Source organism: Blastococcus sp. SYSU DS1021, from assembly GCF_054050995.1.
The window spans coordinates 70,308-90,502 of the sequence record NZ_JBJHAL010000021.1 but is presented as its reverse complement, the minus strand read 5'-3'; the positions used below and the strand labels follow the sequence as shown (position 1 = coordinate 90,502).

The window sequence follows — 20,195 nt, the reverse complement described above, 5'->3', positions numbered from 1 at the left end:
CCTCGGTCGCGTTGTGCGCGATCTCCCGGATCGCCGACTCCATCTGCGACGACCCCGTCGCCACCGTGTCCACGCTCGAGGCCACCGCACCCGCGGAGGTCACCACCTCATCGGCCTGGCCGGCCGCGAGGCGGGCGTTCTCCCGCATGCCCTCGGCGGCGCCGCTGAGCTGGTGGGAGGCCGTGGCCAGGCGGGTGGAGGAGTCGTTGACCAGCAGCAGGACGTTGCCGATCGAGTCCAGCGTGTGGTCGAGCGACGCCGCCATCTCGCCCAGCTCGGCGCCACCGGTACGACCCGCCCGCACCGTCAGGTCACCAGCGGCCACCTGCGCGAGCACCTCGCGGATCCGCTGCACGGGCCGGGTCACGCCGCGAGCGACCACCATCGCCAGGACCACGGCGACCAGCAGGCCGGCGGCGATGATCAGCAGGGTGAGCGTCCGCGCCGTCTCGTAAGCGTCCTTGGCGTCCTCCGCCGTCGCCACCGCAGATGCGGCCGCGGCGTCGGTCGCCTCGATCAGCGACTCCTCGATGATGGTCTCGTTCTCGGCCATGGTCTGCAGCAGCCCCGGCATCGCAGCGGGGTCGGTCCCGCTGACCGCCTGGAGCTGGGCGAGGGCCGCGAGGTAGTTCTGGGTCGCCGTCGCGAACGTCTCGTACGCCGCCCGGGCCGCCGCGTCCAGGGGCATCTCACCCACCGCGGCGATGTGCTCGGCGAGCGACTCGCTGGAGGCCGCGGTGCCCCGCTGCGCCTTGGCGATCGTCTCGGGGGGCAGCGTGGGGATGGAGGCCCGCGCAACATTGGTCGACAGACGCCACCAGTCGCTCTCGAGCTCCTGCAGCCCGTGGAGCGGGACGGCGCCGTTGTCGTAGACCTGCTTGGACTGGTCACTGAGGGTGGACATCCGGTCGATGCCGAAGGCGCCCACCCCCACGGTGGTCAGCGCGACGACGAGGATCGAGCCCAGCAGGCGGCCGCGCAGCCCGATGCCGGACAGCCCCCGGGGCTGCTGGTCGTCCCGCGCCGTGTTCGCCGCGGTGTCGGGGTCCTGCACGCGCTCCATGCCTGCTCGCTCTCCTGGAAGTCGGTCGGTCCGAGAGGACCGTCGTCCTGCTCATCGGCAGGCCGAACGGTGGAGTTCACCCCAGTCGTGGAACGGCTCCACCGGTAGGGGTGCGCGGGACGCGCGACGGCGCCGCCCCCGGGTCGGGGGACGGCGCCGTCGGGCGTGCCGGGTTGGTTCAGACGGTGAAGCGGGCGACCGCCTCCTGCAGCTCCCCGCTCATCCGGGCCAGCTCCGCGGCGGCCCGCTGCGCGTCCTCGACCCGCTGGTTGGTCTCCTGCGTCCCCGCGGCCAGCCCCGAGATCGCCGCGGCGATGTCCTGCGAACCACTCGCCGCCTCGGCCACGTTGCGGTTCATCTCGTTCGTCGTCGCCGTCTGCTCCTCCACCGCCGCAGCGATCGTCGCCTGGAAGTCGTTGATCTCCCCGATCACCGCACTGATCTTGCCGATCGCATCCACCGCACCCGCGGTGTCACCCTGGATCGCCTCCACCCGCTTGGAGATGTCCTCGGTCGCCCGCGCCGTCTCCTGCGCCAGCTCCTTCACCTCGCTGGCCACCACCGCGAACCCCTTGCCCGCCTCACCGGCGCGCGCGGCCTCGATCGTGGCGTTCAGCGCCAGCAGGTTCGTCTGCTCCGCGATCCCGTTGATCAGCTTGATCACCGTGGCGATCTCCTGCGAGGAGTCACCCAGCTTCCCCACGGTCTTCGTCGTCGTCTCCGCCACCGTCACCGCCTGACCCGCCACCCGGGCCGCCTCGGTCGCGTTGTGCGCGATCTCCCGGATCGCCGACTCCATCTGCGACGACCCCGTCGCCACCGTGTCCACGCTCGAGGCCACCGCACCCGCGGAGGTCACCACCTCATCGGCCTGGCCGGCCGCCGCCCGGGCGTTGGCGGCGATGCCCTCGGCGGCGCCGTCGAGCTTCTGCGAGGCGTCGGCCAGTCGGTTCGCGGAGTCGCCGACCAGCCGCAGCACCCCGCCGATCGAGTCGAGGGTCCGGTCGACCGAGGCCGAGACGCGGGCCAGCTCGGCGCCGCCGGTCGGGCCTACCCGGACGCTGAGGTCGCCGTCGGCCACCCGGTCGAGCACCTCGCTGATCCGCTGCACCGGGCGGTTGATGCTGCGGGCCACCAGAACGGCCAGCCCGACCGACACGACGAGGCCGATCCCGATGACGAGGAACGTCAGCGTGCGCGCCGCCTCGGCGGCGTTCCTCGCGTCCTCCGCGATGGCGTCGGCGAACTCCGACTGCGCGTCGGCGGCCTCGGTGAGGGCGGCGATCGCCTCGATCTCGGCGGCGTCGAGCTCGGCGCCGGCGGTCTCCAGCTGCGCCAGCTGGGCCGGGTCACCGCTCTCGAGGGCAGCGATGATCTCGCCGAGCGTGGTGAAGTAGTCGGTCATCGCGGGCTCGAAGCGCTCGAAGGCCGCGCGCGACGCGGCACCCAGCGGCTCACCGTCGACGAGGCCGGTCAGCTCCTGGATCCGGGCCTGTACCTCGGTGGCGCGGGCCTGGTACTGGGCGACCGCCTCCGGCTGCAGCCCGGGGATCGTGGTGCGCGCCGAGTTCGCCTGGTACTCCCACCAGGCCGACTGCAGCAGCCGGATCTCGTCCAGCGGCACCGTGCCGTCGTGGTAGATCTGCTCGGCCTGGTCGCTGAGCACCGCCATGCGGGAGGCCCCGATGACGCCGACCGCCAGGGTGGTCAGGGCGACGAGCAGGATCGCCAGCAGGAGCCGGCCCTGCAGACCGACCCGGCGGAACAGCCCGCGCCCTCCCTCCGCCGCGTGGTCGGAACCGTGCTGAGCCGTTGGTGCGACAGCGGCGTCCATGCCGAGCCTCCCGAGGGACAGAACCGCTCCACCGGCGGTCGACTTCCCGGGTTTTCGGCAGATCGCGCGCCGGATTGAGCCGACCCAAGGCTGGAGTCACTCCAGCGGAGCACGAACGGCTAGAGCGACCTCAGGAAGGTGGCGACGCCGTCCTCCTCGTTGGTCCCCGTGACGTCGGTGGCGACGGCGAGCAGGTCGGGGTGCGCATGCGACATCGCGACCGCCCGGCCGCCGCCGTCGCGCACCCACTCGAAGGCGGCGATGTCGTTGGGCATGTCGCCGAAGACGACGACGTCCTCGGGGCCGATCCCGTGCCGGGCGGCGACCGTGGCCAGGCCCGACGCCTTCGTCACCCCGGTCGCGGAGATCTCCGCGAGGGCATCCGTCGACGAGCACGTGACCGTCGCCCGCCCGCCGATGACCTCCTCCACCAGGGCCACGAACTCGTCGCGCGGCAGCTTCTCGTGGCGGGCCAGGAGCTTGGCGACCGGTTGCTCCAGCATCTCCTCCAGCGTCGCCTCGGCGACCCCCGGCGCGTCGACGTCCCACCGTGGCTTGTAGATCGGCTCGTGGCGGAACTCCAGCCCGTACTCGACCGCGAACCAGGTGTCCGGCTGCCGCCGGCGCAGCTCGGCCGTGACCGACCGGAGGACGTCGGGGTGCACCGGCTCCTCGTGGAGGATCTCGAAGCTCTCCAGGTCCAGGAGCACGGCGCCGTTGCAGCACACCGCCGTCCCGTAGCCGAGCACCTCGCGGATCCGGCGCATCCACCGCGGCGGGCGGCCGGTGGCCAGCACGACCGGGACGCCGTCGGCCCGCCAGCGCTCCAGCTCGGCGACGGTCGCCTCGCTGACCGTGTCGTCCCAGCGCAAGAGCGTGCCGTCCATGTCGCTGGCGATCAGGCGGGGACGCCAGTCAGCCATCGAGCACCGCCTCCAGGTACCGGGCGACCCCGTCGGCGCGGTGGCCGCTGGTCACGTGGGTGGTGACGGCACGAACCGCCGGGTGCGCGTTGGCGACGGCGACGGCCCGGCCCCCGGCCTCGGCGACCGCGGTCAGCATCGGCAGGTCGTTGGGCATGTCGCCGAACACGAGGACGTCGGCGAGGTCGACGCCGAAGCGCTCGAGGGCGACGGCCAGGCCGGTGGCCTTGGTGATCCCCGGCGGCAGCACCTCGATGAACCCGAGGCCGGCGTGGGTCAGCTCGGCGTCGGCCGGGTCGACGACGGAGCGGGCGAGCGCGAGCAGCTCGTCCTGGCCGATCGTGGGCGAGCGCAGGAAGACCTTGAGCACGGCCTCGGCCGGCAGCACCTCGTCCTTGGCCACGAGCTCGGCGTCCTCGGGGTAGGGCCAGTCGAAGCCGTGCTGCACCCGCAACGCGCCGCGCGCCTCGCCCTGATGGGCGGCGTCCTCCACCGCCAGCACGAGGTCCCCGGCCACCGACTCGATCCGCTCGATGACCGCGGCCGCCTGGCTCCGCGGAAGGGCGACTGTGCGCAGCACCTCGTCGCGTTCCAGGTCGACGACGAAACCGCCCTGCGCCAGCACCGCGATTCCGCGCCCACCGAGGGCGACGCGCACGCTCTCCAGCAGCCGGGGGCCGCGGCCGGTGACGCCGACCACCGGGATACCGGCGTCCCAGCAGGCGGTCACCGCCGCCCGGGTGCGCGGGCTGACCTCGCCGGCGTCGTCGAGGAGGGTGCCGTCGAGGTCGGTGGCGACCAGCTTGGGCCGCCACGGGCCGAGGTCACCGAGCTCCACGACCTGGTCGGCGCCGGGCAGGACGCCGTAGGCCTGCAGAGCCTTCGGCGCGGAACCGCTCATGCCGCGGGCGGCGGGACGGGGGCCGCCAGGGTCATGCCGGGGGTCAGCGCCTCGACGCCCCCCAGCCACGGCCGCAGCGCCACCGGCACGTGCACCGAGCCGTCGGCCCGCTGGTGCACCTCGAGTAGGCAGGCGATGGTGCGGGCGATGGCGCAGAGCGTGCCGTTCAGCGTGGCCGCGGTCTGGTTCTTCCCGTCCTCGTCCCGGTACCGGATGGTCAGCCGGCGGGCCTGGAAGGTGGTGCAGTCCGAGGTGCTGGTGAGCTCCCGGTACGTGCCCTGGGTGGGGAACCACGCCTCGATGTCGTACTTGCGCGTGGCGCTGGTGCCCAGGTCGCCGGCGGCGATGTCGACGACGCGGTAGGGCAGCTCCAGGGCCTGGAGGAACTCCTCCTCCCACGCGAGCAGCCGCAGGTGCTCGGCGGCGGCGTCCTCCGGCCGGCAGAAGCTGAACATCTCGACCTTGTCGAACCAGTGCACCCGGATGATGCCGCGGGTGTCCTTGCCGTAGGAGCCTGCCTCGCGGCGGAAGCAGGAGGACCACCCGGCGTAGCGCTTCGGGCCCTGCGCGAGGTCGAGCACCTCACCGGCGTGCATGCCGGCCAGCGCCACCTCGGAGGTGCCGACGAGGTACAGGTCGTCGCGCTCGATGCGGTACACCTCCTCGTCGTGCTCGCCGAGGAAGCCGGTGCCCTCCATGGCGCTCGGCTTGACCAGGGCCGGGGCGACCACCGGGGTGAACCCGGCCGCCACCGCCCGGCTGATCGCCAGCTGGGCCAGCGCGAACTCCAGCAGCGCGCCGGGGCCGGTGAGGAAGTAGAAGCGGGAGCCGGAGACCTTGGCGCCGCGCTCCATGTCGATGGCGCCGAGGGCCTCGCCGATCTCGATGTGGTCGCGCACCTCGAAGTCGTAGGTGGGCACCTCGCCGACGGTGCGCAGGGTGACCGCGTCGTCCTCACCGCCGGGCGGGACGTCGTCGGCGACCACGTTGGGGATGCGCAGGTGGACCTCGCGCAGCGCGGCGTCGGCGGCGCGCTGCTGCTCCTCTGCCTCCTTGACCTCGGCGGCCAGCGCCTTGGCCCGCTCCAGGACGGCCGGGCGCTCCTCGGGGCTCGCCTTCTTCACCGCCTGGGAAGCGCTCTTCTGCTCGGCGCGCAGGTCGTCGGCCCGCTTCACCGCGTCGCGGCGGGCGGCGTCGGCGGCGAGCAGCCGGTCGACCAGGGACTCGTCGGCGCCCCGGGCACGCTGGCTGGCACGGACGACGTCGGGGTGCTCACGCACGAGTCGCAGGTCGATCACGGGACAACAGTAGGTGAGCCGCCCTGCGAGGGGCCGACGGCGGCGCGGAGCCCGGAGGGCTTCCGACGACGTGGCCACCAGAGCGCGGTGGCCCGCCGAACCGTGCGATGTCGTGGCGATCAGCCGCTGATGGCCACGAGTTCGCATGGTTCGGCGCGGTCGTCACGGTCCGGCGAGGTACGGGACACTGGGGCAATGCGCTTCCTGCAGCGGCCCTCGCACGACCTCACCTACTCCGACGTCTTCATGGTGCCCAACCACTCGACGGTCGGCTCGCGGCTCGAGGTCGACCTGACCACGCCGGACCGCGTGGGCACGACCATCCCGATCGTCGTCGCCAACATGACCGCGATCTCGGGACGGCGGATGGCCGAGACCACCGCCCGCCGGGGCGGGTTGGCGGTGCTGCCGCAGGACATCCCGGTCGACGTCGTCACCGAGGTCGTCTCCTGGGTGAAGACCCGGCACCCGGTCTACGACACCCCGATCACCCTCGCCCCCACCTCCACCGTCGGCGAGGCGCTGTCGCTGCTCACCAAGCGCGCGCACGGGATCGTCGTGGTGGTCGAGGGCGGCTCCCCCGTCGGCGTCGTCACCGATGGCCAGTGCCAGGGCGTCGACCGGTTCACCCAGCTCGCCGAGGTGATGACCCGCGAGCCGCTCACCATCCCCGCCGGCACCGACCTGCCGAAGATCTTCGACGTGCTCTCCGGTGAGCGCGTGAGCGCCGCCCCCGTAGTGGAGGGTGACCGGCTGGTCGGCGTCATCACGAAGAAGGGCGCGCTGCGCTCGGCGATCTACACGCCGGCGGTGAACGCCGAGGGCCACCTGCTCACCTCGGCCGCCGTGGGCATCAACGGCGACGTCGCTGGCAAGGCGGCGGCCTTGCTGGCCGCCGGGGTGGACGTGCTGGTCGTCGACACGGCGCACGGGCACCAGGAGAAGGCGATCGAGGCGGTCCGCGCGGCGCGCTCGGTGGCCGGCTCCGTGCCGGTGGTCGCCGGCAACGTGGTGACGGCGCAGGGCACGCGCGACCTGATCGAGGCCGGCGCCGACGTCGTCAAGGTCGGCGTGGGCCCGGGCGCGATGTGCACCACCCGGATGATGACCGGCGTCGGGCGGCCGCAGTTCTCCGCCGTCGAGGAGTGCGCCGCGGAGGCCCGTTCGCTGGGCAAGCACGTGTGGGCCGACGGCGGCGTGCGGCACCCCCGCGACATCGCGCTCGCGCTGGCCGCGGGCGCGGCGAACGTGATGGTGGGCTCCTGGTTCGCCGGCACCTACGAGTCGGCCGGTGACGTGCACGAGGACGGCGGCCGGCTGTACAAGGAGTCGTTCGGCATGGCGTCGGCGCGCGCGGTCAAGGCCCGGACGGCGACCCAGACCGGGTTCGAGCGGGCGCGGGCCGGCCTCTTCGAGGAGGGCATCTCCTCGTCCCGGATGTACCTGGACCCGGCCCGCCCCGGCGTCGAGGACCTGATCGACCAGATCGTGGCCGGCGTGCGGTCGTCGTGCACCTACGCGGGCGCGCGGACCGTGGACGAGCTGCACGAGCGGGCGGTGCTGGGGGTGCAGAGCTCGGCCGGCTACGAGGAGGGCCGGCCGCTGCCGACGTCCTGGTGAAGGCGCTCCCGCTCCCCGTCTTCGAGGAGCTGGTCGCCGACGCCCTCGACCAGGTGCCGCCCGAGCTGATGGGGCTGCTGGACAACGTCGTCGTCCTGGTGGAGGACCGGAACCCCGACGAGCCGGAGCTGCTCGGGCTCTACGAGGGGTACGCGCTGACCGAGCGCGGCTGGGACTACGGCGGCTCGCTGCCGGACCGGATCATGATCTACCGCGAGGCGATCTGCGACATCTGCGAGACCGAGGAGGAGGTCGTCGAGGAGGTCACGATCACCGTCGTCCACGAGATCGCGCACCACTTCGGCATCGAGGAGGACCGCCTGCACGAGCTCGGCTGGGGCTGACCCCGGCGTCTCGTGCACGAAGCGCCGGGTGGTCGGTGCGGCACCGACAGCCGAGTGCGCAGTCGTTTCCGCCGACACGGGCGGACACGCCGGGCAGACCGACCACAAGTCAGCACTCGGCCGCTCCGAGGGCCCTAGTAGCGTGGGACGACGTGCCCGAGAACAGCGCCGGCCGGCTGCCGATCAAGATGCTGCACGACCGCATCCTGGTGTCGCTGCGCCGGGAGGACGGCGAGCGGCGCTCCACCGGCGGCATCCTCATCCCGGCCACCGCGCAGGTCGCCAAGCGGCTGGTGTGGGGCGAGGCCAAGGGCGTCGGCCCGAGCGTGCGCCAGGTCAAGATCGGCGACCAGGTGCTCTTCTCCCCCGAGGACCAGCACGAGGTCGAGGTGCACGGCGAGGACCTGATCATCCTGCGCGAGCGCGACGTGCACGCCGTCGCCGCCGAGCGCATCGAGGAATCGACCGGCCTCTACCTCTGAGCGGCCCCCAGGCATAGGAAGGAAGCTATGCATGCGTCCGGGGCCCCGGATGCGCACGTATAGCTTCCTATGCCTGGGTCTCGGGCGGGGTCGTGCGGGCGTGCTGCTCGATCACCCCGGTCATGTCGGTCAGGAACCGGTGGACGACGGCGAGCTCGGCGTCGGAGTAGCCTTCCATCGCCGCCAGCAGGTCCCGCTGCAGCCCGCCGAAGAACTCCGCCCCGGCGGCCATCGCCTCCGATGACATCTCCAGCGTCACCCGGCGGCGGTCGGCGTCGTCCCGCACCCGGCGCAGGTGACCGGCGCGCTCCAGCCGGTCGACCAGCGCGGTCACCGACGCCGAGCTCAGCTCCACAGCCGCGCCAAGCCGGCCCGCGGTGAGCGCCTCACCGCGGCGGGCGGCGTCCATCACCGCCACCAGCGCCCGGACGTCGGTGCGCCCCAGCCCGTGCAACCCGGCGAACCGCTGCCCGACCGCATCCAGCTCCACGGTCAGCCGGCGGAGGAGCAGCGCCAGCTCCTGCCGCGCGGGATCGACCTCGGCCACCACACCTCCGTTCGCGCGCGGCACGAGACCGCCCTAATCTCTCGATCACCGAGATGATCGACCATCAAGGAAGTGCGATGCCGCGCCGCACCCCCGTCCTCCGCTGGATCCTGCCTGCCGTCGTCGCCCTGCTGTGGCTCGGGCTGGCCGGACCCCTCGGCTCGTTCAGCGGCAAGCTCGGGGAGGTCTCGGAGAACGACTCCGCCGCCTTCCTCCCCGACAGCGCCGAGTCCACCCGGGTGACCGAGCTGCAGCAGCGGTTCCGCACCGAGCGCACGCTGCCGGTGATCCTGCTCTGGGAGAGCGAGGACGGCGCGCTCGCCCCCGCCGCGCTGACCGAGGCGCAGGAGCGGGTCGAGGAGGCGGCCGCCCTCGCCGAGGACGCCGGCGCGCTGGCCGGCGAGCCGTCGCCGCCGATCCCGTCGGAGGACGGCGAAGCGGTGCAGGCGGTGCTGCCGTTCGACCCGGACCTGGGCGACGCGCTGGGGCAGGTCATTGCCGACCTGCGCGATCTGCCGGGCATCGACGGCACCACGGCGTACGTCACCGGCCCGGGCGCGATCTTCTCCGACTTCGCCGAGGGCTTCTCCGGCATCGACGGCCTGCTGCTGCTCGCCGCGTTCGGCGTCGTCCTGCTCATCCTGTTGGTCGTCTACCGCAGCCCGCTGCTGCCGCTGCTGGTCATCGGCACCGCCGGCCTCGCGCTGGTCGTCTCCCTCGCCGTCGCCTACTTCCTGGCCGACCGGGGCTGGATCACGGTCAACGGCCAGAGCCAGGGCATCGCCTCGATCCTGGTCGTCGGCGCGGCCACCGACTACGGCCTGCTGCTGGTCGCCCGCTACCGGGAGGAGCTGCGCCGCGAGCGGTCCCCCGTCGCCGCGATGAAGGTGGCGCTCCGGCAGTCGTGGGAGCCGATCCTCGCCTCCGGCGGGACGGTGATCCTCGGCGTCCTCTGCCTGCTCTTCTCCGACCTCGGCTCCAACCGCGCGCTCGGCCCGATCTCCGCAGTCTGCATCGCCTTCGCCATGCTCGCCGCGCTCACCTTCCTGCCCGCGGTGCTGGTCCTCTTCGGCCGCGCGGCGTTCTGGCCGTTCCGCCCGAAGTACGGCGAGGAGCACGCGCACGGCAAGGGCTGGGAGCGGGTGTCCGCCTCGGTCGGGCGCCGTCCCGGCCGGTACCTGCTCGGCAGCGGCGCCCTCCTAGTGGTCATGGCGCTCTTCCTCCCCACCTTCGACGCCGACGGCATCCCCCTGTCGGAGGCGGTCCGTGGTGGCTCCGAGTCCGGTGCGGGGCAGGAGGCGCTGGCCCGGCACTACCAGGCCGGCGGCGCCAGCCCGGCGGTGATCATCACTCCCGCCGACGGCTGGCAGGACGTCGCCGACGCCGCGTCGCAGGTCGACGGCGTCGCCGGGGTGGCGCCCTTCACCGGTGGGGGCCCGCCCGGATCCGGGGACGCCGAGCCGGTCGTGGCGGACGGACTGGTCCGCATCGACGCCACGCTGGCCGACGCCCCGGACAGCGAGGCCGCGCAGAGCACCGTGGCCGACCTGCGGGCGGCGGTGCTCGACGTCGACCCCGACGCCCTCGTCGGCGGCTCGACCGCCCAGGACCTGGACACCCAGCAGACCGCCGCCCGCGACCTCGCAGTGATCGTGCCGCTGGTCCTGCTGGTGATCACCGTCGTGCTCGCGATGCTGCTGCGGGCGGTCGTGGCGCCGCTGCTGCTGGTGGGCACGACCGCGCTGAGCACCGCCGCGACCGTCGGCGTCGCCGCGCTGGTCTTCGAGCACCTCTTCGACTTCCCGGGCAGCGATCCGCAGGTGCTGCTCATTGGGTTCGTCTTCCTCGTGGCCTTGGGGATCGACTACAACATCTTCCTCATGACCCGGGCCCGGGAGGAGTCGACTCGGCACGGGGCGCGGGCCGGCGTCCTGCGGTCGCTGGCGGTCACCGGCGGGGTGATCACCAGCGCCGGGCTGGTGCTCGCGGCCACCTTCGGGGCGCTGACCGTGCTGCCGCTGGTCATCCTCATCCAGCTCGGGTTCCTCGTCGGCTTCGGCGTCCTGCTCGACACCTTCGTCGTCCGGACCCTGCTCGTGCCCTCGGCCGTGCACCTGATCGGCGACAAGGTCTGGTGGCCGGGCCGGCTGGCGCAGGGGCCCACCGAGCCGGCCGCGCCCACGGAGGAGCGCGGGCTGGAGCGCAGAAAGGACCCCGCTGCCCCCCACCACTCGCGAGCTCGCGGCGGGACCCTGCAGCGGGGCCGCTGACGTAGCGCGAGGATGGCGTCATGGATCCGTTGCGCGTGGCCGTGCTGGGACCAGGTGGCGTCGGCGGGCTGCTCGCCGCCCTGCTGGCGCGCCAGCGGCACGCCGTCACCTGCCTGGCCCGGCCGGGGACCGCGGCACACCTCGACGAGCACGGCGTGCGGGTGACCAGCGACCGCTTCGGCGAGCTGACGGCGCGGGTGCGCGGCGCCGAGCGGCTGGACGGCCCGGTCGACGTCCTGCTGGTGACGACGAAGGCCACCCAGCTGGAGGAGGCGCTCGGCCGCGTGCCCGCCGACGTGCTGGGCGGCGCCGTCGTGGTGCCGCTGCTCAACGGCGTCGAGCACCTGGCGGCGCTGCGCGAGCGCTACCCGGCGGCGCGGGTGGTCGCCGGCACGATCCGCGTCTTCGCCGACCGCCCGGCGCCCGGCGTGGTGCGGCACGACGGCGAGCTGTGCGCCGTCCAGCTGGCGCCGGGCGCCGAGCCGCTGGCCGACGCGCTGACCGCCGCCGGGGTCGACGTCACGGTTCGACCGGACGAGGCCGGCCTGCTGTGGGACAAGCTCTGCTTCCTCGCCCCCATGGCGCTGCTGACCACCCAGGCCGCGGCCCCGCTCGGCACCGTGCGCGACCAGCACGGCGAGGAGCTCGCCGCGGTCATCGGCGAGGTCGCCGCGGTGGCGCGGGCCGAGGGCGCCGCCTCCGACGCCGCCACCACCCGCGAGTTCGCCTGGTCGCTGCCCGACGGCATGCGCTCGTCGATGCAGCGCGACGCCGAGGCGGGCAACCCGACCGAGCTGGAGGCCATCGGCGGGGCGGTGCTCCGGGCGGCCGACCGGCACGGCGTCGACGTCCCGGTCACCCGGCGGATCGTCGAGGAGCTCCGCACCCGCGCGCGGTGACGGCCCCGTCCGGAGGCTCGCCGCGAGCTCGCGAGCGGTGCGAGGGACGGGCGGCCCCGTCCGGAGGCTCGCCGCGAGCCTGCGAGCGGTGAGCGGGACGGGCGGCCCCGTCCGGAGGCTCGCCGCGAGCCTGCGAGCGGTGAGGGGGACGGGGTCCTTCTAGAGGTCGCCGGCGCGGACCCGGGCCAGCCACTCACGGGCGTCGGCGAACGCGGCGTCGGACGACTCCGGCTGCACCGGGCGGTTCTCCCGCCCGTCCGCGCGCGGGTAGGACCCCAGGAAGCGGACGTCCTCGCACACCCGGTGCAGCGCGGCCAGCGCCTCCCCCACGCGCGGGTCGCCCACGTGCCCCTCGCAGTCGAGGGAGAAGGAGTAGACACCCAGCCGCTGCCGGGTGGGCCGCGACTCGATGCGGGTGAGGTTGATGTCGCGGACGGCGAACTCCCGCAGCAGCTCCAGCAGCGCACCGGTGCGGTCCCCCACCACGGCGACCAGCGACGTCTTGTCGTTGCCGGTCGGCGCGGCGGGCGGGGCGGGCGGTTCCACCAGCACGAACCGGGTGACCGCACCGGGGTGGTCGGCGACGTCGGAGACCAGTTGCTCGAGGCCGTAGCGTTCGGCGGCGATCGCCGCGCAGACGGCGGCGTCCACCTCGCCCGCGGCCACCCCCGCGGCCGCCGCGGCCGTGGAGTTGGTCGGCAGCGGCTGGACGCCGGGCAGCAGCTCGGCCAGCCGCCCGCCGGTCTGCGCGAGGGCGTGCGGGTGGCTGGCCACCGACCGGACGGCGGACAGCGCCGTCCCCGGGCGGACGGCGAGGACGAAGGCGACCTCCAGGTACACCTCGCGGGTGATCACCAGCGGCGCGCCGTCGGCCAGCCCGTCCATGGTCGCCGGCACCGACCCCTCGACGGAGTTCTCCAGCGGCACGAGCGCGGCGTCGGCGTCACCCGATCGGACGGCGGCCAGGGCCGCGGCGACGCTCGGGTGGGGGTCCCGACGTCCCTCGGCGGTGGCGATTGCCCTGCTCAGGGCCGCTTCGGCGAAGGTACCCTCGGGCCCCAGATAGGCGAATCGCGTCGGAGACGAACTGGGTGGCATCCCGGGCATCCGACGAGGGTAGTGCGCACGGGACGAGGCGGTCGCCCGGCCCGGACGGGCACCGGGAACCGGCAGCACCGGCCCTCCGGGGGCCCACCGCGGAGGGGAGGGATGCGTGACCGCAGGTCGTGCCCGCGTCGCTCCCGGCGCCCTGCACACCGCCCTCTGGCGACTGCTCGACGCCAGCGACCGGGAGGACCACGCTCCCTTCCTGGCGCACCTGGACGAGGTCGACGAGGCCTTCGCCGGCAGCCCCGACCCCGCCTGGCGCGCCTGGCGGCACGCGTTCGACGCCCACCGCGCGCTCGTGGACGACGACCCCGCCGGCGCTGAGGTCCGGATCGCGGCGGCCCGCGAACAGCTCGACGAGTGCCCGGTGTCGTCGCAGACGGCCCTGCTCATGGCCTACCTCGCCCACGTCGAGGCGACCGCCGACCACCTCGACTCGGCCCTGCTGCTCGCCGTCGACGCCAGCCTGCTCACCGACGGGCCCGCCGTGCCGCCCTCGCGCGCCCTGCTGCAGGCCCACCGCTGGCTGTCGATGACGCTCTCCGGGCTGGACCTCGAGGAGCTCGCCGTCCACCACGCCGTCCGCGGGCACCAGGTGGCCGCGGAGCTGCCCGACGTCGGTGACCGCGGCCGGCTGCTGCTGCTCACCGCCCGCCAGCACGTCGAGCTCGCCCAGACGATGCGCCGCCGCGGCGACACCGAGCGCGCCGCCGAGCTGGCCACCGAGGCGATCGCCTGCGCGACCGCCGCCCGCGAGCTGGACTGGTCTCCCGAGCAGGCCGACGCCGACCTGCTCGACGTGGTGCAGGCCTGGGCGCTCATGTGCAGCGGCGACCCGGGCGCCGCTCTCGGGCCCCTGCGCCGCGTGCGGCGGGCCCTGCAGCGCGACGGCGGCGGCCTGTGGCTGCGCGGCTACACCGACCTGGCACTCGCCCGCGTGCTGGCCGCCCTCGGGTCCGGCGGACGGGACCCGGCGGCGGGCGAGGAGGCGATCACCCTGCTTGTCGACGCCTCGGGCGCGTTCGCCGCCGTCGGTGACCGACGCCGCTACCGGCAGAGCCTGCTGGAGCTCGGACAGGGCAGCGCCGACCTGGGCCGGCCGGCCGAGGCGCTGCACTGGCTGGAGGCCTACCGCGCCGACACCGGCCGGGCGCACGCCCGCAGCCGCGAGCTGTGGGCGGAGATGTTCGTCCGGCGCAGCCGGCTGCGCGAGGCCGAGCGGCAGGAGGCGGTGCTCCGCCGGCACGCGCTGGAGGACCCGCTGACCGGGCTGGGCAACCGGCGCAGCGCGGAGCGCCGGCTGGGGGCGCTGCGGCTGGGCGAGGAGCCGCTGTCCCTGGCCGTCGTCGACGTCGACCGGTTCAAGGAGGTCAACGACGACACCTCGCACACCCACGGCGACGCCGTGCTGCGCCGGGTCGCCGACCTGCTGCGGGAGCACAGCCGCACCGGCGACGAGGTGTACCGATGGGCCGGGGACGAGTTCCTCGTCGTGCTGCCGACCGCCACCGAGGCGCAGGCCGTGGTCGTCATGGAGCGGCTGCGGTCGGCCGTCGCCGAGGCCGACTGGCGCGACCTGCAGCTCTCGGGGCCGGTGACGGTCAGCATCGGCGTGGCGACGGCGCCGGCGGTCCCCGACGGGCAGCCGAGCCCGGTCGCCGGCTGGCGAGCGCTCTTCGACACCGCTGACCTCCACCTCTTCTCCGCCAAGCGGCTCGGGCGCAACCGGGTCCGCGCGCACGGGCCGGCCGACGTCACCCCGGCCGATCGCGGGGCGACTGCGTGACGACCCTGCGCGTGTGGGACGGGAGGGACACGACGGACGAGGGACGGCGCGTTCCCCGTGACGTCCTCGACACTGTCGGTGACGACATGCACAGTGCGCTCGTGCCACCGGGAGCCCTGCACCAGCGGGTGACCGCCGCTCTGAGCAACTGGCAGCTCGACGACGCCGAGCAGCTGCTCGCCGGGGTCGAGCGGGACACCTCGCCCTACGTCGCGGCCGCACCGGCCGCCGACGCGCCCGACGGCGCCCCGGCGTCGCTCGGCCGCGCGTGGGCCGACACGCTGCGCGCCGAGCTGCTGGTGCGGCGGCTGCGCGTCGCCGGCTTCACCCTCGTCGGCGACCCCGTCTCCCCCGCCGAGTCCGCCCTCGACCTGCACGCCGGGGTCGCCGGGCTGATCGACGGCGACTGCGCGGACGCCGACCCGCGGTCGGAGTCGGCCTCCCGCGCGGCGCTGGCCATCGCCCTGGTCCGCTCGGCCAAGGCGGCGTTCGACGCCGCCGACGACGACCTCCAGCGGGCCGCCGGGCTCGCCCGCCACGCCCGCATCGAGCTGCTGTCGCGGCGCATCGACGCCGCGATGGACGAGGCCGTGGAGGCCGCGAGCCTCCTCGACCCGGGGTTGGCACCCAGCCCGCTGCTGGTCGACACGCTCGGCACGCTGGCCGGCGTCCTCGCCGACCTGGAGCTGATGCCGCTGGCGCTGGACTACCAGCGACGCGCGGTCGAGGCCGCCCAGGCGGTCGCCGCGAGCGGGGCGGAGGAGACCGATGCCGACGTGCTCGTCGCCGTCGCAGCCACCCGCCTCGGGGAGCTGTGCGCCGAGCTCGGCGAAGGCCTCCTCGACGACGGCGCCCCCGATTCGGCCGCGCCCTACTTCGCGGAGGCCCGTGGGCTCGCCGAGCAGGCACTGGTGCAGCTGCCCCCGGACTCCGCCGGTGTCGTGCCCGCCCAGGTCGTGCACGGGTGGGCGCTGGTGGGCCTGGGCGAGCAGGCCGCCGCGGCCGGGCCGCTGCGCGCCGCGATCCGGCTCTCCGCGGCCGCCGCCGACCGGGACCGCATGGCCTCGGCGCAGCTGGCCCTCGGCCGCGCGCTGCGCCGCCAGGGCGAGGGCCGGGCCGCCGACGAGCACCTGGTCGCCGCCCTCACCCTGGCCACCGAGCACGGCCTGCCGCGGCTGCGCCGGGCCGCCCTGCGGGAGCTCTGCACGCTGCACGCCGACCTCGACGACGCCGGCCGCGCCCTCCCTTACCTGCAGGCCTACCTCGCCGACGAGCTGGACCGGGTCGACGAGCGGCGCACCCGCTGGGTGGAGCTGTTCGGCCGGCGCAAGAGCCTGCTGGAGACCGAGCGGGCCGCCGGGCAGCTGCGCCGGCAGGCCTACGAGGACCCGCTGACCCACCTGCCCAACCGGCGCTACGCCGAGGCGCGGCTGGACGGGCTGCTGGCCGCCGGCGACGTCCCGGCGCTGGCCGTGGTCGACGTCGACAACTTCAAGGCGATCAACGACACCGCCGGGCACCCGGCCGGCGACGCCGTGCTGCGGACCATCGGCGAGCTGCTGGTCGCCGGGGTGCGCGACACCGACGAGGTGTGCCGCTGGGCGGGTGACGAGTTCGTCATCCTCCTGCCCGAGACGACGGCGGAGCAGGGCGAGCGGGCGCTGGAGCGCATCCGCGCCTCGGTCGCCCGGTACCCGTGGACCGACCTCGGCCTCGACCTGCCGGTGACCATCAGCGCCGGCATCGCCTCGGCCACCCGGGGCGACGACCGCAAGACGCTGTTCGCCGCGGCCGACGGGGTGCTGTACGACGCCAAGCGCAGCGGCCGCGACCGCGTGGGGCGGCTCTCCGCGGTCACCCAGACGCGGGCCGCCGACGGCGCGCCCGAGCCGGCCGCCCAGGAGGCCGCGGCCCCGGAGGCCACGACGCCGGACGCGACGACGCCCGGGGAGACGACGCCCGGCGCCGCGCCGCCGGAGCCCGCGGGAGCCACGCCCGCCGACGACGCCGCCCGCGCCGCCGCCGCCGTCCGCGCGGAGGCGGCCGGCTTCGCCGCGCTGCTGGGCGGCGCGCACCCCCCGCTGGCCACCGCACGCCCGGGCGAGCCGCTGCTGGCCCCCGTCGCGCCGGCGCCCCCCGCCGCGGGGGTCGGCCCGGTGGTGGTTCGCGCCGCGGGCCGCACCACCGAGCAGGTGCTCGCCCTGGTCCGCGACGCCCGCCGCGAGACCCCCGACCGGCCCGTGCTGGTCCTGCGCGCGGCCGCCGAGACGCTGGTGGCGTTGGCCACCGAGCACGGGTCCGGCACCACCCTGGACGGCGCCGCGCGGGCCGCGGCCGTCGGCCCGCTGCCGGAACCGGCCGGCCGCACCACCGTGCTGTGCGCCGACGGTGCGGACGCCGCCGTCGCCGCCGAGGCCGCCTTCGCCGCCCGCGTGACCGGCACCGAGGTCCGCCTGATCGAGGACGGGACACTCCCCGAGGGCACCGACTGCCTCGTCGTCGTCGCCGGGGCGGACCCCGGGCTGGCCGCGACGATCGGCGCGCGCACCGACGTACCGGTGGTCGCGGTGCCGACCTCGGCCGCGCACCCCGGTGGGCTCGGCGGGCTGGGCGCGCTCGTCACGATGCTGCACCCGGCCGGGTCCGGGGTGGTCGTCGCCGCGGTCGACGACGGCTGCTCGGCGGGCATCTTCGCCGCGCGCACGGCGCGGAGGGGCGCCAGGAGGGCGTGACCCCGGGCCGGGGGACGGCACCTGGCCGCGGTGTCGTCCGGAGGACGACGATGTCACGGTGATCGGCTGGCTGGACCTCGCGGCCGGGGCCTCGGGCGACATGCTGCTCGGCGCCCTGGTGGACGCCGGCGTGCCCCTGGACGTCCCGGTCGAGGCGGTCGCCGCGCTCCCGGTCGAGCGCGTCCGCCTGGAGACCGAGCAGGTCACCCGGCACGGGCTGGGCGCCACCCGCGTGCACGTGCACGCCCCGCCCTCCGACGTCCACCGCACCTGGGCCGACGTCCGCGCGCTGCTGGGCGGCTCCGCCCTGCCGGCCCCGGTCCGCGACGGCGCGCTGGCGGTGTTCGAGCGGCTCGCCGTCGCCGAGGGGCGGGTGCACCGCGTGCCCGCCGAGGAGGTCCACTTCCACGAGGTCGGGGCGCTGGACGCGCTGGCCGACGTCGTCGGCGTCGTGGCCTGCCTGGAGCACCTGGCGCTCGACCGGCTCACCGCGTCCCCCGTGGCCCTGGGCAGCGGCTCGGCGCGCGGTGCGCACGGCGTGGTGCCGATCCCGGGGCCGGCCGTGCTGGAGCTGCTCACCGGCGTGCCGGTGCACGCCGGCCCGGTGCCGGCGGAGACGTGCACGCCCACGGGGGCAGCGTTGCTCGCCGCCCGGGTGGATGAGTGGACGACGCTGCCCGCCCTCCGCGTCCAGCGAGTGGGCACCGGCGCCGGCGGGCGCGACCCGGAGCAGCTGCCCAACGTGGTCCGGCTGGTCCTCGGCGAACCGGCCGAGCCGGCACCGTCCGGGCCGGTGGTGCTCGAGGCCAACGTCGACGACCTCGACCCCCGGTTGTGGCCCGGCGTGCTGGAGGCGCTGCTGACCGCCGGCGCCTCGGACGCCTGGCTGACGCCGATCGTGATGAAGAAGGGCCGCCCGGCGCACACGCTGTCGGTGCTCTGCCGCCCCGACGCGGTCGCGGCGGTGCAGGGCGCCGTCTTCGCCAGCACCTCCACGATCGGGCTGCGGGTGGTCCCCGTGGGCAAGGTCGCGCTCGACCGCACGCAGGCGGCCGTCGACGTGCTCGGCGGCCGGGTGGGCGTCAAGATCGCCTCCGCGGGAGGCCGGCGGGTGAACGTCAGCGTCGAGTTCGAGGACGTCGCCGCGCTGGCCCGCGCCCGGGAGCTGCCGGTCAAGGAGGTGCTGCGGGCCGCCACCGCCGCCGCGTCGGCTGCCTACCCGGTCGGCCCACCCGGCGACGCTCCCCCGCCCCGGGGCTGACCTCACCGCCGACGCAGGCCGGCCGCCGCCACCGGGACGACGGCGAGCACCAGCAGCCCGACGGCCGCCGGCCCGCCCAGCGCCCACACGGCGAAGACCAGCAGCGACGAGAGCTCGACCCCCATGCCGGCGACCGAGGTGATCGTCGCGCGGTGCGGGCCGGTGATCCGGCGCTGCAGCTCGGCCTCGGCGGCGACGAGCACGGCCAGGTACAGGCCGTAGGCCACCGCCAGCACGGTGACCACGAGGAACCCGCCCGCGGCCGCGGCGAGCAGCACCCCGGTTCCCGCCGCCGCGAGCAGCGCGGCCAGCAGCCGGCCCGGGGGCCCCACCAGCCGGCCACCGAGCGCGGCTCCGGACGCCCCGGCGAGGGAGACGACGAGCACCGACCCGGGCACCGCCACCTCCGGCACCCCCCGGTCGGCCACCAGCACCGGGAAGTACTCCTCCATCCCGTCCAGCCCGCCGACCAGCGCGACGGCCACCACGGCGGCGAGCAGCGCGGGGCGGCGCAGCGCGACGCCCGGGCCGGCGGCCGGCTCCTCCTCGGCCCCGGCGCCGGGCGCCGCCGCCTCGGGGAACCGGAGCGCGAGCGCGGCGGCGCCCAGGCAGCCGGCGGCGCTGACCCAGCCGACCAGCGGGAAGCCGCCGGCGGTGTAGAGGGCGGTGGCCGCCAGCGCCGTCGGCACCTGGACCAGCAGCTCGGCAGCGGTCATGGCGGCGTTGACCCGGGCGAAGCACCCCGCGGCGCCGACCTCGGCGAGGCCGTCGTGCACCAGGGCCTCCGCCGCGCCCGACGTGCCTGCGCCGGCGAGGCCCCACAGGACGAAGCCGGCGGCGAACGCGCCGGTCGAGGGAGCCGCCGCCCACACGCCGAAGGCCGCGGCCTGCAGCACGCCCGAGAGGGCCAGCACACCGCGGCGGGACCACCGGTCGGCGAGCAGCCCGGCCGGCACCTCGGCCAGCAGGGCGGTGACCGACCAGAGGCCGAACAGAAGGGAGAGCTGGGCGGCGGAGACCCCGGCGTCGAGGAAGAGCAGGGCGTACAGCGGGTACAGCGGCACCCACTCGGAGAGCGCTGCCCAGCCGATGGCCAGGCGGGCGAGCGGCCTGGCCGCGGGAGGCAGC

Annotated in this window: 16 protein-coding genes; 8 read left to right on the top strand and 8 right to left on the bottom strand. The window is 75.4% G+C overall.

Annotation, left to right across the window (positions count from 1 at the left end):
* The 5 genes from ACI8AP_RS15750 to serS form a co-directional block, all read right to left on the bottom strand.
* The coding region (locus ACI8AP_RS15750; RefSeq protein ID WP_456590305.1) for an MCP four helix bundle domain-containing protein at window positions 1-1,063 on the bottom strand (1,063 nt) is incomplete at its 3' end.
* 178 nt (window positions 1,064-1,241) lie between these two features.
* The gene (locus ACI8AP_RS15745) at window positions 1,242-2,897 is read right to left on the bottom strand and encodes a methyl-accepting chemotaxis protein (RefSeq protein ID WP_456590304.1); all 1,656 of its coding nucleotides are present in this window, start codon (window positions 2,895-2,897) and stop codon (window positions 1,242-1,244) included.
* A 119-nt stretch (window positions 2,898-3,016) separates the two neighbouring features.
* Complete coding sequence (locus tag ACI8AP_RS15740) at window positions 3,017-3,820, bottom strand: HAD family hydrolase (RefSeq protein ID WP_456590303.1); 804 nt, start codon at window positions 3,818-3,820, stop codon at window positions 3,017-3,019.
* The gene (locus ACI8AP_RS15735) at window positions 3,813-4,721 is read right to left on the bottom strand and encodes an HAD family hydrolase (RefSeq protein WP_456590302.1); all 909 of its coding nucleotides are present in this window, start codon (window positions 4,719-4,721) and stop codon (window positions 3,813-3,815) included. The genes ACI8AP_RS15740 and ACI8AP_RS15735 overlap by 8 nt, the downstream gene beginning before the upstream one ends.
* Window positions 4,718-6,019 carry a serine--tRNA ligase gene (gene serS, locus ACI8AP_RS15730; RefSeq protein WP_456590301.1) on the bottom strand — a complete coding sequence of 434 codons (1,302 nt, stop codon included), beginning with the start codon at window positions 6,017-6,019 and terminating at the stop codon, window positions 4,718-4,720. The genes ACI8AP_RS15735 and serS overlap by 4 nt, the downstream gene beginning before the upstream one ends.
* 195 nt (window positions 6,020-6,214) lie before the next feature.
* On the opposite strand from serS, the gene ACI8AP_RS15725 reads away from it, so the two are divergent.
* The 3 genes from ACI8AP_RS15725 to ACI8AP_RS15715 all read left to right on the top strand — a co-directional run bounded on the left by ACI8AP_RS15725 (window position 6,215) and on the right by ACI8AP_RS15715 (window position 8,465).
* Window positions 6,215-7,639: a GuaB1 family IMP dehydrogenase-related protein gene (locus ACI8AP_RS15725; RefSeq protein WP_456590300.1), complete on the top strand. Its 1,425-nt coding sequence runs from the start codon at window positions 6,215-6,217 to the stop codon at window positions 7,637-7,639.
* Window positions 7,636-7,983 carry a metallopeptidase family protein gene (locus tag ACI8AP_RS15720; RefSeq protein ID WP_456590299.1) on the top strand — a complete coding sequence of 116 codons (348 nt, stop codon included), beginning with the start codon at window positions 7,636-7,638 and terminating at the stop codon, window positions 7,981-7,983. Before ACI8AP_RS15725 ends, ACI8AP_RS15720 begins: the two co-directional genes overlap by 4 nt.
* A 152-nt stretch (window positions 7,984-8,135) precedes the next feature.
* On the top strand, window positions 8,136-8,465 hold the full coding sequence (locus ACI8AP_RS15715; protein ID WP_456590298.1) for a GroES family chaperonin: 330 nt from the start codon (window positions 8,136-8,138) through the stop codon (window positions 8,463-8,465).
* A gap of 67 nt (window positions 8,466-8,532) precedes the next feature.
* On the opposite strand, the gene ACI8AP_RS15710 is transcribed toward ACI8AP_RS15715, so the two are convergent.
* Complete coding sequence (locus ACI8AP_RS15710; RefSeq protein ID WP_456590297.1) at window positions 8,533-9,012, bottom strand: MarR family winged helix-turn-helix transcriptional regulator; 480 nt, start codon at window positions 9,010-9,012, stop codon at window positions 8,533-8,535.
* A gap of 77 nt (window positions 9,013-9,089) precedes the next feature.
* On the opposite strand from ACI8AP_RS15710, the gene ACI8AP_RS15705 reads away from it, so the two are divergent.
* Both ACI8AP_RS15705 and ACI8AP_RS15700 read left to right on the top strand, forming a co-directional pair.
* A complete protein-coding gene (locus ACI8AP_RS15705) occupies window positions 9,090-11,282 on the top strand; it encodes an MMPL family transporter (RefSeq protein WP_456590296.1) in 2,193 nt (730 codons plus the stop codon).
* 20 nt (window positions 11,283-11,302) lie between these two features.
* The gene (locus tag ACI8AP_RS15700) at window positions 11,303-12,181 is read left to right on the top strand and encodes a ketopantoate reductase family protein (protein WP_456590295.1); all 879 of its coding nucleotides are present in this window, start codon (window positions 11,303-11,305) and stop codon (window positions 12,179-12,181) included.
* 159 nt (window positions 12,182-12,340) lie between these two features.
* Here the strand turns inward: ACI8AP_RS15700 and pheA are convergent, their stop codons facing one another.
* Complete coding sequence (gene pheA / locus ACI8AP_RS15695; protein ID WP_456590294.1) at window positions 12,341-13,288, bottom strand: prephenate dehydratase; 948 nt, start codon at window positions 13,286-13,288, stop codon at window positions 12,341-12,343.
* 106 nt (window positions 13,289-13,394) lie between these two features.
* Between pheA and ACI8AP_RS15690 the strand changes: the two genes are divergently transcribed.
* From ACI8AP_RS15690 to larC, 3 genes are all read left to right on the top strand, one after another.
* The gene (locus ACI8AP_RS15690; RefSeq protein ID WP_456590293.1) at window positions 13,395-15,074 is read left to right on the top strand and encodes a diguanylate cyclase; all 1,680 of its coding nucleotides are present in this window, start codon (window positions 13,395-13,397) and stop codon (window positions 15,072-15,074) included.
* A gap of 101 nt (window positions 15,075-15,175) precedes the next feature.
* A complete protein-coding gene (locus tag ACI8AP_RS15685; RefSeq protein ID WP_456590292.1) occupies window positions 15,176-17,806 on the top strand; it encodes a diguanylate cyclase domain-containing protein in 2,631 nt (876 codons plus the stop codon).
* Between the two features lie 58 nt (window positions 17,807-17,864).
* Entirely contained in the window at window positions 17,865-19,067 is a 1,203-nt protein-coding gene (larC, locus tag ACI8AP_RS15680) for a nickel pincer cofactor biosynthesis protein LarC (RefSeq protein ID WP_456590291.1), read from the top strand.
* 2 nt (window positions 19,068-19,069) lie between these two features.
* Here larC and ACI8AP_RS15675 read toward each other — a convergent pair whose 3' ends face one another.
* Window positions 19,070-20,131: an MFS transporter gene (locus ACI8AP_RS15675; protein ID WP_456590290.1), complete on the bottom strand. Its 1,062-nt coding sequence runs from the start codon at window positions 20,129-20,131 to the stop codon at window positions 19,070-19,072.
* Between the last annotated feature and the right edge of the window lie 64 nt (window positions 20,132-20,195).